15 protein-coding genes are annotated in these 12,557 nt (G+C 35.2%); 8 read left to right on the forward strand and 7 right to left on the reverse strand.

Annotated features, from left to right (window positions below):
• Positions 1-113: 113 nt before the first annotated feature.
• Positions 114-1,292, reverse strand: coding sequence for an amidohydrolase (locus AB3X49_RS10860; protein ID WP_002064419.1), 1,179 nt, complete (start codon positions 1,290-1,292; stop codon positions 114-116).
• Positions 1,293-1,628: 336 nt separating this feature from the next.
• Here AB3X49_RS10860 and AB3X49_RS10865 point away from each other — a divergent pair, with 336 nt between their 5' ends.
• The 5 genes from AB3X49_RS10865 (at position 1,629) to dltD (ending at position 5,945) form a co-directional block, all read left to right on the forward strand.
• Positions 1,629-1,775, forward strand: a complete 147-nt coding sequence (locus tag AB3X49_RS10865; RefSeq protein ID WP_002011626.1) for a teichoic acid D-Ala incorporation-associated protein DltX — start codon at positions 1,629-1,631, stop codon at positions 1,773-1,775.
• Between the two features lie 12 nt (positions 1,776-1,787).
• Positions 1,788-3,302 (forward strand): D-alanine--poly(phosphoribitol) ligase subunit DltA, encoded by a 1,515-nt coding sequence (gene dltA, locus AB3X49_RS10870; protein ID WP_002064418.1) that lies wholly within the window; start codon positions 1,788-1,790, stop codon positions 3,300-3,302.
• Positions 3,299-4,465, forward strand: coding sequence for a D-alanyl-lipoteichoic acid biosynthesis protein DltB (gene dltB, locus AB3X49_RS10875; protein ID WP_367962007.1), 1,167 nt, complete (start codon positions 3,299-3,301; stop codon positions 4,463-4,465). Before dltA ends, dltB begins: the two co-directional genes overlap by 4 nt.
• Before the next feature lie 68 nt (positions 4,466-4,533).
• A complete protein-coding gene (gene dltC, locus AB3X49_RS10880) occupies positions 4,534-4,773 on the forward strand; it encodes a D-alanine--poly(phosphoribitol) ligase subunit DltC (RefSeq protein WP_002011622.1) in 240 nt (79 codons plus the stop codon).
• The gene (gene dltD, locus AB3X49_RS10885; protein ID WP_367962009.1) at positions 4,770-5,945 is read left to right on the forward strand and encodes a D-alanyl-lipoteichoic acid biosynthesis protein DltD; all 1,176 of its coding nucleotides are present in this window, start codon (positions 4,770-4,772) and stop codon (positions 5,943-5,945) included. The genes dltC and dltD overlap by 4 nt, the downstream gene beginning before the upstream one ends.
• A 17-nt stretch (positions 5,946-5,962) precedes the next feature.
• On the opposite strand, the gene AB3X49_RS10890 is transcribed toward dltD, so the two are convergent.
• Complete coding sequence (locus tag AB3X49_RS10890) at positions 5,963-7,099, reverse strand: NAD(P)H-dependent flavin oxidoreductase (protein WP_367962011.1); 1,137 nt, start codon at positions 7,097-7,099, stop codon at positions 5,963-5,965.
• Positions 7,100-7,172: 73 nt separating this feature from the next.
• Between AB3X49_RS10890 and AB3X49_RS10895 the strand changes: the two genes are divergently transcribed.
• Entirely contained in the window at positions 7,173-8,093 is a 921-nt protein-coding gene (locus AB3X49_RS10895) for a S66 peptidase family protein (RefSeq protein ID WP_002011617.1), read from the forward strand.
• Between the two features lie 27 nt (positions 8,094-8,120).
• On the opposite strand, the gene AB3X49_RS10900 is transcribed toward AB3X49_RS10895, so the two are convergent.
• The 3 genes from AB3X49_RS10900 to AB3X49_RS10910 all read right to left on the reverse strand — a co-directional run bounded on the left by AB3X49_RS10900 (position 8,121) and on the right by AB3X49_RS10910 (position 9,588).
• Positions 8,121-8,519, reverse strand: coding sequence for an SseB family protein (locus AB3X49_RS10900; RefSeq protein ID WP_002011614.1), 399 nt, complete (start codon positions 8,517-8,519; stop codon positions 8,121-8,123).
• Between the two features lie 87 nt (positions 8,520-8,606).
• On the reverse strand, positions 8,607-9,161 hold the full coding sequence (locus AB3X49_RS10905; RefSeq protein ID WP_016094496.1) for a cysteine hydrolase family protein: 555 nt from the start codon (positions 9,159-9,161) through the stop codon (positions 8,607-8,609).
• 13 nt (positions 9,162-9,174) lie between these two features.
• Positions 9,175-9,588, reverse strand: a complete 414-nt coding sequence (locus AB3X49_RS10910) for a carboxymuconolactone decarboxylase family protein (protein ID WP_170935223.1) — start codon at positions 9,586-9,588, stop codon at positions 9,175-9,177.
• Positions 9,589-9,711: 123 nt separating this feature from the next.
• Between AB3X49_RS10910 and AB3X49_RS10915 the strand changes: the two genes are divergently transcribed.
• Both AB3X49_RS10915 and AB3X49_RS10920 read left to right on the forward strand, forming a co-directional pair.
• Positions 9,712-10,164 carry an Lrp/AsnC family transcriptional regulator gene (locus tag AB3X49_RS10915; RefSeq protein ID WP_002011610.1) on the forward strand — a complete coding sequence of 151 codons (453 nt, stop codon included), beginning with the start codon at positions 9,712-9,714 and terminating at the stop codon, positions 10,162-10,164.
• Positions 10,165-10,264: 100 nt separating this feature from the next.
• The gene (locus AB3X49_RS10920) at positions 10,265-10,447 is read left to right on the forward strand and encodes a DUF3913 family protein (protein WP_000707108.1); all 183 of its coding nucleotides are present in this window, start codon (positions 10,265-10,267) and stop codon (positions 10,445-10,447) included.
• A 29-nt stretch (positions 10,448-10,476) separates the two neighbouring features.
• On the opposite strand, the gene AB3X49_RS10925 is transcribed toward AB3X49_RS10920, so the two are convergent.
• Together AB3X49_RS10925 and AB3X49_RS10930 are read right to left on the reverse strand one after the other, a co-directional pair.
• Positions 10,477-11,490 carry a CPBP family intramembrane glutamic endopeptidase gene (locus AB3X49_RS10925; protein WP_088292755.1) on the reverse strand — a complete coding sequence of 338 codons (1,014 nt, stop codon included), beginning with the start codon at positions 11,488-11,490 and terminating at the stop codon, positions 10,477-10,479.
• 617 nt (positions 11,491-12,107) lie between these two features.
• Positions 12,108-12,557 (reverse strand): DUF2705 family protein (locus tag AB3X49_RS10930; protein WP_503413845.1); only part of this gene is annotated, 450 nt, incomplete at its 5' end.

A 12,557-nucleotide genomic window follows, 5' to 3' on the forward strand; every position in this document is an offset into this window, starting at 1 on the left:
ATGTACAAGCTTGTCCGTTAGCTATTCATATACTATAAATGAGCATAGTTCTTTCTCAGCCCTCTCTGACGGAAGAAATAAAAGCAACTGCAATAGAGTGCAGTTGCCTTTTTTTATGCTTTATCAGTTTCTAGTAGTCTTATAGTTGTCTCTAAAAATAGTTCCACTCCATTAATTAAAGCCGATTCATCCACATCAAATTTCGGATGATGATGTGGATAACAAGTATCAATATTTTTATTCCCTGTTCCTAATTTAATGAAACAACCAGGTGCTTTTCTTAAATACGCTGAAAAATCTTCTCCTCCCATAGAAGGTTCAAGATGCACAATACGCTGATTTCCGAACAATTTTATCGCACTTTTTTCTACTATTTTCGTAATGTACTCATTATTAACAACTGGATCATATCCGTAACGATACGTATATGTATAATCTCCCCCATGTGCTTCTGTAATTCCTTTTACAATTTGCTCAATTTTCTCTTTTGCTTCCTCTCTTAATGTTTGATTAAAAGATCGAACAGTTCCCATTAAAGCTGCTGTGTTTGGAATGATATTATCGGCCATCCCCCCATGAAATTGTGTAACTGACACTACTCTATGCATAAAAGCACTTGTATTTCTTGATACGATATGTTGTAAATTTGTAATGATTTGTGCTCCGATAGCAATAGGATCTATCGTTTCTTCTGGTCGTGCCGCGTGACCACCCTTTCCTAAAATTTCAATTGTAAATACGTCTGGTGCTGCCATCATAGGGCCATATACAATTCCTATCTTTCCACTTTCTAATCCAGACATAACGTGCAAACCTACTACATAATCGACGCCGTCCATAACACCGGCCTCCACCATTTCTTGTCCACCACCGGGATACACTTCCTCTGCGTGCTGAAAGAACAGACGGATTTCGCCTGCAAAATCTTCCTTCATATTTGCTATCGTCTCTGCTGTACTTAATAAAATAGCTGCGTGAGCATCATGCCCGCATGCATGCATTATTCCTTTATGCACAGACGTATAAGGTTTCCTTGTCTCCTCTTGGATTGGTAAAGCATCTATATCAGCTCGAATCGCAACTACCTTTCCTTGTTGCCTTCCTCTTTTAATTGCTAGCACACTGTACTGCGTTGGTCTCGTTACTTCAAAAGAAGAAAATGAGCATAATGTTTCATATATAAATTGCGAAGTTTCTTTTTCATGAAACGATAATTCCGGATACTTATGGAAATGCCGTCTCCATTTAATGATATTTTCCTCTGAAATAAAACTCCTCCACTCTCTTTTCATAATAATTACCTCCTTTTAAAAGGCTCTATACCTTGAAAATGTACTAAGTACCCAGTGATTATTAACCCACTCCAATTCAGGAATAACAAAACAAATATTATATTTTCCCGCCTTCTCACAATCCACTTCCTATTTACATGTCAAACCCATTACAAATTCATGCTGAATGTAATATAATTGCTAAGTTAGGGATTTTCTTTTTTAGTATTTAGTGCTAATATCAGAAAAGAGCCTTTTGACTTATTTTTACCTAAAATGTGGGATTTTGTTTTTTTCACAATAATGTAGGACATGATACCTACAAAGAGCTATTATTTCATTAAGCGAGGGAAAGACATGGAAAGATTAAAAGAGATATGGTCTCAACCACTCACACAATGGGTTGCAAAGACGGTTTATTACCTTGCAATTTTATTTGCATTACTTTGGTTGTATGGATTCCATGATACAAACACAAGTACATTTATTTACAATGAATTCTAGGGTGGGAACGTTATGAAGTTATTAGAACAAATTGAAAAGTGGGCTGTAGAAACGCCTGATCAAACCGCTTTTGTTTGGCGAGATGCGAAAATTACGTACAAACAATTAAAGGAAGATTCTGATGCGTTAGCACATTGGATTTCTTCTGAGTATCCAGATGATCGTTCACCAATTATGGTTTATGGCCATATGCAACCTGAAATGATTATTAACTTTTTAGGTTGTGTAAAAGCTGGACATGCTTACATTCCTGTAGATTTATCTATTCCAGCTGATCGTGTACAACGTATTGCTGAAAGTTCTGGTGCGAAATTACTGTTATCAGGGGCAGAAGTAACGGTAACGGACTTACCAGTTCGCATTACAAGTGAAGATAACTTAAAAGATATTTTCTTTACTCATAAAGGGAATACTCCAAATCCTGAACATGCGGTAAAAGGTGATGAGAACTTCTACATTATTTACACATCAGGAAGTACAGGTAATCCGAAAGGGGTTCAGATTACTTATAACTGTCTTGTTAGCTTTACAAAATGGGCTGTAGAAGATTTCAACTTACAAACAGGGCAAGTATTCTTAAACCAAGCACCTTTCTCATTCGATTTATCTGTAATGGATATTTACCCATCATTAGTAACAGGTGGTACACTTTGGGCAATCGATAAAGATATGATTGCACGTCCAAAAGACTTGTTTGCTTCTTTAGAGCAATCGGATATACAAGTATGGACTTCGACACCATCTTTCGCAGAAATGTGTTTAATGGAAGCCTCTTTCTCTGAAAGTATGCTACCAAACATGAAAACATTCTTATTCTGCGGTGAAGTGTTACCAAATGAAGTAGCTAGAAAATTAATTGAGCGTTTCCCGAAAGCAGCAATTATGAATACGTACGGTCCAACAGAAGCTACTGTTGCTGTAACAGGCATTCACGTTACAGAAGAAGTACTTGATCAATACAAATCACTTCCAGTTGGCTACTGTAAATCAGACTGTCGCCTTCTTATTATGAAAGAAGATGGTACAATTGCACCTGACGGTGAAAAAGGTGAAATCGTAATTGTCGGTCCAAGCGTAAGCGTTGGCTATTTAGGAAGCCCTGAATTAACAGAAAAAGTATTTACCATGATTGATGGTGAGCGCGCCTATAAAACAGGTGATGCTGGCTATGTAGAAAATGGTCTTCTATTCTATAATGGTCGTCTTGATTTCCAAATTAAGCTTCATGGTTATCGAATGGAATTAGAAGAAATCGAACATCATCTTCGCGCGTGTTCTTACGTAGAAGGTGCAGTTGTTGTTCCAATTAAAAAAGGTGAAAAATATGATTACTTATTAGCGGTTGTTGTTCCTGGAGAGCATTCGTTTGAAAAAGAATTCAAATTAACATCTGCAATCAAAAAAGAACTCAATGAGCGATTACCAAATTACATGATTCCACGTAAATTCATGTATCACTCTTCTATTCCAATGACACCAAATGGAAAGGTAGATCGCAAAAAATTATTGAGTGAGGTTACAGCATGACCGCATATGGATCATTTTATTTTTTCGCTATAGTAGGCATTTTATTAATACCTACTATCATAGCTGGATTAAAAGGTAAAATGTTGCGTAAATATAATGCCGTTTTAACATTAGTAATGCTCGTTATTATCTTCTCTGATAAACCGAAGCAAGCAATCATGTTAGCCGCATTTATTATTTGGCAATATGCCCTTATTAAAGGCTATTTAATGTTAAGAAAACAAAATAATAGTACATTTAGGTTTTATATGGCTGTTATTTTGTCGATTTTACCGCTTGTTTTAGCAAAAATTGCACCGTTTGTACCTGAGCTAAAGTTTGTTGTATTTTTAGGAATGTCCTATGTAACATTTAGAGCAGTACAAATGGTATTTGAAGTTCGTGATAACTTAATTAAAGAACTTTCCTTCTTTAATTTCTGGGAATTCGTTTTATTCTTCCCAGCTATCTCAACGGGACCTATCGATCGTTACCGCAGATTCCAAAAAGATATTCAAAAGCCACCTAGTGCAGAAGAATATCAAAATTTACTATATACAGGGCTAAACCGTATTCTCCAAGGTTTCTTGTATAAATTTATTATTGCTTACTTAATAAAGCAATATTTTATGGATCCGGCATTCGCTCAGCAAGATACAATCCTATCAAATATGATTTACATGTATAGCTATAGCTTATATTTATTCTTTGACTTTGCTGGTTATAGCTCATTTGTAATTGGTGTAAGTTATATGATGGGAATTAAAACTCCAGAAAACTTTAATAAACCATTCATTAGTCGTAACATTAAAGACTTCTGGAACCGCTGGCATATGAGTTTATCATTCTGGTTCCGTGACTTTATTTACATGCGTTTCGTCTTTTTCGCAACGAAGAAAAAGTTAATTAAAAACCGTTACACAATTTCGTATATCGGTGCATTTTTAAACTTTTTCATCATGGGAATATGGCATATTACTGGTGAGCATGTGTATCAATACATTATTTATGGTCTTTATCACGCTGCCTTGTTTATCTTGTTCGATATTTTCGAACGAAAAAACAAGAAGCATAAGTTTTGGCCAAACAATAAATTTACACACGTCCTTGCGATTGTAATTACGTTCCACGTTGTATGTTTCGGTTTCCTGATCTTCTCTGGACACCTTAACAGATACTTTTAATGCACCCTTCTTATACTATTAAGAAGTTGCACATATAATATATTTCGGATATAAAGGAGATTTTTAAAATGGCAGAATTCAAAGAGCAAGTATTAGATATTTTAGAAGAAGTATGTGAAAACGATATTGTGAAAGAAAACTTAGATGTTCAATTATTTGAAGAAGGTATTCTTGATTCTTTCGCTGTAGTATCTTTATTAGTAGAATTCCAAGAGCGTTTAGAGATTGAAGTTTCTATTTCTGATTTTGACCGCGATGAGTGGGCTACACCAAATATGGTTATTAAAAAGTTGGAAGAAATCCGATGAACAAAGTAAAATTTGGTCCGATGCTTTTAGCATTGGCCCTTTTTGCTGTATTCTTACTTATTCCAACGCGCTTCCTACTTCCACTTTTAAGTGATGAGAAAGTAGAACAAGCTGCGACTTCTTTAAAAGAAGAAAAGATTCAAAGTATGATTTTACAGCAAAAGATGTTAGCAGACCCGAAATATCTTCCGATGTACGGTTCATCGGAATTCGCACGTATGGATGCTTTCCATCCATCGAATTATTTCAAAGTAAAGCCTGAAGGATTCACACCATTCCTACTTGGGCGCGGTGGAACACAAGACCTTGTACATGTATTAAACTTCGCATCTACAATGGATCAATTGAAAGATAAGAAAATGATATTCGTTCTTTCTCCGCAATGGTTTGTACCACAAGGCATTGATGAGACACACTTTGCACCTAACTTTTCAAAACAACAAGGTTACCACTTCATTTTCAACGATGATTTAAAACCTGAAATGAAAAAACAAATTGCAAAACGCTTATTAAACTTTGAGATCGTTAAGAAAGAAACTTTACTTAAAGTTTCGCTTGAAGGTATCGCTTATGATGATACGAAGCATAAAGTAAAAGCACTTGCTGCTAAACCTTTCGCTTATATTTATCGTAACATTTTAGATCGTAAAGATTTATTTACAGCAATGTTTGATATTAAGCCGCATAAAGAAAAGCTTGATCCATCATTGAAACAAATGAACTGGGAAGAAGCTCGTAAGCATGCTGATCAAACAGGTGCCGTAGAATCAGGATCTAACGAATATGGTATTGAAGATGATTACTTCAATAGCAAAATTAAGAAGAAATTAAAGCAACGTGAAGGTTACTTAAAAAATGATGCTTATGACCAATCACCAGAGTATGAAGATTTACAAATTGTACTTGATTTATTAAAACAATCTGGCGCAAAACCGCTCTTCATTTCTGTTCCTGTAAAAGGTCCTTGGTATGATTACGCTGGCTTCCCAAAAGAAAAACGCGAATTATACTACAATAAAGTTCATGAGCAAATTAAGAAAGCTGGTTATCCAATTGCTGATTTCTCAAATCATGAATATGATAAGTACTTCTTAAAAGATCATATGCACTTAGGTTGGAAAGGCTGGGTTTACATCGACGAAGCTATCCAACAATTTTATAAAGCAAACTAACGAAAAGACCGCTTGAATTATTCAAGTGGTCTTTTTCTATATACACCTTGTAATTGTTCAATTACGTTCTCTGCTTCTTTCATGACACGTTTCACTACGTGCTGAGCTGATTCCGTTCGTGCTAATGATGATGCTTGTCCCGCCCAAAGCGACATATACTCTTCCTTATTTTGCTTCGCTGCTTCTTGACGTATTTTTGAAGTTAATACGTTTTGCACTGGATACATCGGTAAATTCTCTTCTCTTCCTTCATGTTTCTCTATAAATTCATTACGAATACCCCGTGCATATTTCCCGGAAAACGCACGGGTTACCGTTGTACTCGTATCTGTACTATGTAAAATCGCCTCTTTATACACGTCATGCGTAATACTTTCTTCACTCGTTAAAAAGGCTGATCCCATTTGAACAGCTTCTGCCCCTAACGCAAATGCCGCAACAAGCCCTTGCCCATTCATTACACCACCTGCTGCAACAATCGGGATATGAGGTACTTCCGCTACTAATTGCGGGATTAATGCAAATGTACCAATCATCGCATCTTGTTCTTTCCCAATAAACGTTCCTCTATGCCCTCCTGCCTCGCTACCTTGCCCGACAATAATATCTACCCCTAACTTAGCAAGTGCTTTTGCTTCCGCTACATGGGTAGCTGTTCCGATAACTTTTATCCCTTCCTTTTTCAAATCATCTATTTCTTCTTTTTCTAACGTTTGAAATGCAAAACTAACGACTGGTACCTTTTCCTCTAATAATACTTGTAATTGTTCTTTATAGCCTTTTGGAAGTTTTAAAGTCTTTTCTTCCTCTATACCTAATTCTCTATTCACTCCACTAAGTAATACTTTCGCCTCGTTTACCTTCTCTTCTTCTATCTGTATCTCTTTCGTTAAAAGTAAATTAACACCGAAAGGCTTATTTGTTAGTTCCCTTATTTTATAAATCGCTTCACGGATTTGTTCTGGGCTCATATACCCTGCTCCAAGCGTACCTAATCCTCCGCTATTACTCACAGCTGCAACAAGTTCTGACGTTGTAATCGCTCCTGCCATACCTGCTTGAATGATCGGATACTTAATTTGTAATATATCTATTACTCGACTTGTAAACATCATTTTCCCTCCTACTTTCCCTATACCTTCTTTATATGACATGCTTTCCCCTTCTTTTACAAGGATTGAACTTTCGCTCAAGCGAATATATTGAAAGAGAAGGAGGCTGAGAACAATGATTTATCCAAATGCGTTGCAAAAAGGTGATACAGTAATGGTTATTGCACCGTCTGGCCCACCAACACTTGAGAATATATTAAAAGGTGTGAACGTATTACAAGAGATGGGATTATCCGTAATAATTGGAAAGAGTGTTTATGAAAAATATGGATATTTAGCTGGAAGTGATCAAGTTCGTCTTGATGATATACATGAAGCATTTACAAATACTGAGGTCAAAGCAGTCTTTTGTGCACGAGGTGGTTACGGCAGCGCTCGTCTCCTCCCTTACATTCAATATGAAATCATTCAACGGAATCCAAAGATTTTTTGGGGATATAGCGATATTACGGCTTTACATACTGCCTTTTCACGTTATGCGGAGCTGGTTACTTTTCATGGTCCAATGATTGAAGAATTAGGAAAAGGTATAGATTCTCTCTCCTTATCTTCTTTCAATCAACTATTCCATCCGTATTCATCTATCTTATATGCATCAGAATGTATCGTACCTACCTCTCCATGTACAGTTACAGGCACATTAGTTGGAGGGAATTTAACTGTGTTAACAAGTATAATTGGCTCGCCCTATGAGATAAATACGTCAAATAAACTTTTATTGCTTGAAGATATTGGTGAAGAACCGTACCGCATTGACCGGATGTTAAATCAACTACTTTTATCTGGACAGTTTAATGAATGCAGCGGCGTTATTTTTACAAGTTGTCACGACTGCAACCCTTCTAAGCCATCTCAATCATTGCAAACAATATTATATGAATATTTCACGCCATATAATATACCTGTGTTATTCGGTTTACCGATTGGACATATAAGTCCAAATATCGGTATTCCCCTCGGAGCTACAGCAACAATAAATACAACTAACAAAACTGTTTCTATTTCTTCTGGTATAGCCACTCCATGTTCAAATTAAAAAGGAAAAGCTGCTAAGCTTTTCCTTTTACTTATAATAATTAAAGATTCGTCCTGATGCTATCTCTGCAATTTCTTCTGGAATAAATGTTTTACTCATATCTGTTCCAACATTTAATACAGCTGTCGCATCTTTCTCGATGCTACCCAATAATTCTTTTCCACGTATCGTAATAAGGGGTGTACCTTCTGGCAACACATCTTTTACAAATTTCAATTGTGTAAAGAACGGAACGATCCATCTACCCTCTCCTTGGAAATGACGCAAACGAAGTGTTCCTTCCGTTGCCCCGTCTTCTGCTTCAAGTGAACCAGCAACATAAAACTCCGTCGTTAAGAGCAATTCATAAAATTCCTTTTGCTTTTGTTTATCATCTCCTGCTAAAACGAGTACTTCTTCTATTTTCTTTACTGGAATTTGCTCCATATGATGACACCCCTATTTTCAAAATGATTATACTTAGATTATACGAAATATTCTTATTTTTTTCTACATAATTCCACAATTATTTTCTTAAAATAATTTTAAAACACCTTCAGTCGTAACGATTTTGGCAAATTCATCATGTAAGTTTACAAGTGTCATATTGTGAATGTCCTCTGCACTATACTCTGTCCCGTCCAGACCTTTACGATTGAATGTAGCCGTCGCATCGCTCACTAAATACGTTGTAAGCCCTAAATTACCTGCCATCCGTGTTGTAGTCTCCACACAATGATTTGTTGTTAATCCTACAATCACTACCGTATTACATTTTTGTTCTCTTAATTGTTCTTCCAAATTTGTCCCAATGAACGCGCTATTAACGGATTTCTGGATAATTATTTCATCTGGCATTGGTTGCACTTCTTCTTTAAAGTTTACCGTTTCCGCATGTTGATAAAACATCGATTGAACATTTTCTTTATTTACATGTTGAATATGAAAAACTGGTAGTTTTCTTTTTCTCCATTCTTCTAACAAACTTTTCATATTTTCTTCCGCCAAAAGGTTATTCCTCACGCCCCAGTATGGTAAGTTGAATGCTTCCTGTACATCAATGATTATAAGTGCTGCTTGATTAAGCATAATATCCTCCTAATTAATTGGGCTGTAATTGAAACAGAAAACCAAGTTGCTGCGAAGCAGTAATAAAACAAATATAGGCACAAAGCTCTACAATTTCTTTTTCAGTCCAATATTGTTTTAATATATGAAACATATTATCATCTATCGCCTTTTGGTCATGAACAAATGCATGTGCAAAAGTAACGGCTACGCTAATTTCTTCTATTTTTTGTATATCATCCGGCTTTCCCTTTGCCATACAGTACGGACATTCATTCCCAAACGCTAATGTTCTTCTTACTTGCTCCTTTAACTCTACGGAAAGGGCCCCTGTACTATACAGTGTATTCTCTAACGTACTCCACGAATTTAATATATCTGGATTATGACCTAATAATTTTTGAAACTTTGTATCTCCTACATTTGATAATGTAATTCTCTCCATCATTTCCCCTCCTATTCCCTTCTTTTTTATTGTAAAATAAATAAAGTTCACTTTACATTTCATATGAATCTTAATTTTAAATTTTTCTTTACAAAAATTATCATTTTACTGGAGGTATATTTACAAATGCAATTAGACCGTGTTGATCGAAAAATTTTAAATGAATTATATAATGATAGCCGCCTTTCGATGCGTGAATTAGCAAAACGAGTAAACTTATCGGCTCCGTCTACTACAGAACGTGTACGTAAACTTGAAAGTGAAGGGATTATTCAAAAATACACAATCGATATCAATTATAAAAAAGCAGGACTTGTTTTAGATTGTATTTTAGAAATCACTTTAAAAAATGGTGATACAACACGTATGCAACAGTTTATTCAGTCTTATCCATCTGCAAGTTTTTGTTACCGAGTAACAGGAAGCTTATGCTACATTGTAAAAATCTCTGTTCCTTCACTCGTTGAACTTGAAGAATTTATCAATGATGTTTCTTCATATGCAACGACAGTTTCTCATATCGTATTATCAGAAGTAGCTCTTACTCCGGACATTGAACATATATTCCCAGAAGATTAATTCATCTTTATTCACAAAAAGAGTAAAAACCCCTTACATTAAGAATAAAAATGATATATCATGTATTAAAATACATAAAGTTCGAGAAAGGGGCTTTACATTGAAAATCTGGTTTTATGAAAAAACGGCACAATTAGATGACTTGCTTGGTATTTGGGACAATGTTCCGACCATCCCTCGAATTGGTGAAAAAGTTGAACTTCTAAAAACCGTTCGGATCGTTACAGATATTAAATATGTAAAGAACGGTAATAATTTTCGTGTAGAGATTATTACAAATTAAAAAGTAGCTCTTTAGGAGCTACTTTTTAATTATCTATTATGCGCTTTCTTTATAACAATTTTATCTTCTTCTACAGAAACTGTTACATAATCATTTTCTTCTAACCGAAGCTTATTTACAGCTTCATCAGGTAGTTCTACAGCCATCAATCTATCTGTTACTATCACTTGGCTATATATTTCATTTTCTTCTGATGTATTCACTACTTTTTCTTCATTTATGAAACGAATCGGTGGCACACCAACTTCTTTTACTGTACGCCATTGGTTCCAAGTAAAAGGAATGAACCATAATAAACCGATAATCACAAGACCAATGCCGATCCATAAATTACTTTGTGCTTGTAATTCAGTAATCGAGATTGCGTCACTTCCATCTCCACCTACAAATTGCATACTCGTTGCAATCAAATTATTTAGAGCATGCACAGCAATATTCGTCCATATATTTTTTGTCTTTATGTATAGAAGGCACATAATAACACCGAACATGAAAGCACCGATAACATCAAAATGTCCTAGTCCAAAAATAAGAGAGGATATAATAACCGCTCGTTTAATCCCCCATTTGTAAGCCATTCGCTGCAAGAAAAAACCTCTAAAAATAACCTCTTCCATTATTGGGGCTAATACACATGCTGAAATGAAAGTAAATACCGTCATGTATATGTTACTCGTATTAATTACATTTCCATCTTCTAACATGGTAACTAAGAAATTAGGTAAAGTATGTGCTAAAATATAAAATTGAATTTGGGATATACCGACTGCAAAAATCATTCCCATGATCGTTGCTAATACAATTAACCCCCAATGTAAACGTCCAGGCTTATCAAAAAAGCTTTTAAAAACAACATTATTTTTACTTGTTTTTAAATATAGCCACAATAGTGGAAATGCAAAAAATATTGATATTTGTGACAGCAACTCTATCGTATTGTCAGAAGCACCTGATAACCTTAATGGAATCATCGTCAGGAACATCCCTATAATCATCCATCCAAAAAAACTACGTAGCCTTATACGTGAAAATGCATGTTGCATATTGAACACCTCCAGAGATGATATAAAGTGAAACTTTAATCAGTGGGGGTTTTGTTCATCCCCCACTGATTATTAGCCTTCACCAATCGGGCGTTTACGGGTGGCAGGGCTCCCACCTAACTTCTTTGCTCCAGCCGAATTTTGAGGTGGGAGTTTTACCGCCCACAAATAGCGGGATAAAGTGAAACTTTAATCAGTGTTTTATGGATAGCCCTTCTCCACAAATGGCCGAATAACTAAATTATAATATGAATATAGTTGAAAATTTTCCTATTTTTCTCAGATCCTTTCAAACAACATATCTATTAAAACGACTTCATTGATAAACGTATTGCTATAATTGACATGTTATTTTTAAGTTCAGTTACTACAATTCAAGTAGTATAGAATTTAGCTGATCTATTTATGGGTGTTATAGCAGTCTTCAGCTTAGTGACAGCTATACCCTTTAATAAATATGTATTCGCTGCATTTTATAAACCAAAAGAAGCTGAAAAAGACCCGATATTTTACGCTGGCAGCATCTCTAGCTTAAAAATACAGAATGCTAGGAACGTGAAACGATTGAAGAAAGAACTAGTTAATAAAAATCCCCGTGTTAACGGGGATTTTTTCTATTATAATACGTCACGTTTTTGGAATAATACACTTGATGCTACAAGTAATACAGCAAAGTATGCAACTACAAGTAATAATGAAGTTGTAAACGTAAATTCTGTAAATGGTGGTTCTACTCCGCCACTTACTAATTTATTGCTGTCGTACACACTTAAATTTAAATGCGAGAATACAACAAACTTTGCAACACCTTTAGCAAACATCATAAGCACCATTGTAATTGCACTTTGTAAGAAGAATAAGAACAACGAAATAATTAATGGTAATACAGAATTTCTAAATACATTAGCTAAGCAAAATGAAAGAGTTGCAAAGAAGAACGGTGAAAGTACTTGATATAAAATGGACTTCATTACGATTCCTAACGTTACTCCTGTTTTACTACCATCCATTACAATCCCGCCAATAATCATTGAGATTAACGTGCTAGCAAATATGATAAATAATAT

The organism is Bacillus sp. C30 (genome assembly GCF_040838255.1).
Lineage (GTDB): Bacteria > Bacillota > Bacilli > Bacillales > Bacillaceae_G > Bacillus_A > Bacillus_A mycoides.

Excerpts from the sequence above, each read along its gene's own strand:
- AB3X49_RS10860 (WP_002064419.1), bottom strand. The coding sequence starts at position 1,292 with ATGAAAAGAGAGTGGAGGAGTTTTATTTCAGAGGAAAATATCATTAAA.
- AB3X49_RS10865 (WP_002011626.1), top strand. The coding sequence starts at position 1,629 with ATGGAAAGATTAAAAGAGATATGGTCTCAACCACTCACACAATGGGTT.
- dltA (WP_002064418.1), top strand. The coding sequence starts at position 1,788 with ATGAAGTTATTAGAACAAATTGAAAAGTGGGCTGTAGAAACGCCTGAT.
- dltB (WP_367962007.1), top strand. The coding sequence starts at position 3,299 with ATGACCGCATATGGATCATTTTATTTTTTCGCTATAGTAGGCATTTTA.
- dltC (WP_002011622.1), top strand. The coding sequence starts at position 4,534 with ATGGCAGAATTCAAAGAGCAAGTATTAGATATTTTAGAAGAAGTATGT.
- dltD (WP_367962009.1), top strand. The coding sequence starts at position 4,770 with ATGAACAAAGTAAAATTTGGTCCGATGCTTTTAGCATTGGCCCTTTTT.
- AB3X49_RS10890 (WP_367962011.1), bottom strand. The coding sequence starts at position 7,099 with ATGTCATATAAAGAAGGTATAGGGAAAGTAGGAGGGAAAATGATGTTT.
- AB3X49_RS10895 (WP_002011617.1), top strand. The coding sequence starts at position 7,173 with ATGATTTATCCAAATGCGTTGCAAAAAGGTGATACAGTAATGGTTATT.
- AB3X49_RS10900 (WP_002011614.1), bottom strand. The coding sequence starts at position 8,519 with ATGGAGCAAATTCCAGTAAAGAAAATAGAAGAAGTACTCGTTTTAGCA.
- AB3X49_RS10905 (WP_016094496.1), bottom strand. The coding sequence starts at position 9,161 with ATGCTTAATCAAGCAGCACTTATAATCATTGATGTACAGGAAGCATTC.
- AB3X49_RS10910 (WP_170935223.1), bottom strand. The coding sequence starts at position 9,588 with ATGATGGAGAGAATTACATTATCAAATGTAGGAGATACAAAGTTTCAA.
- AB3X49_RS10915 (WP_002011610.1), top strand. The coding sequence starts at position 9,712 with ATGCAATTAGACCGTGTTGATCGAAAAATTTTAAATGAATTATATAAT.
- AB3X49_RS10925 (WP_088292755.1), bottom strand. The coding sequence starts at position 11,490 with ATGCAACATGCATTTTCACGTATAAGGCTACGTAGTTTTTTTGGATGG.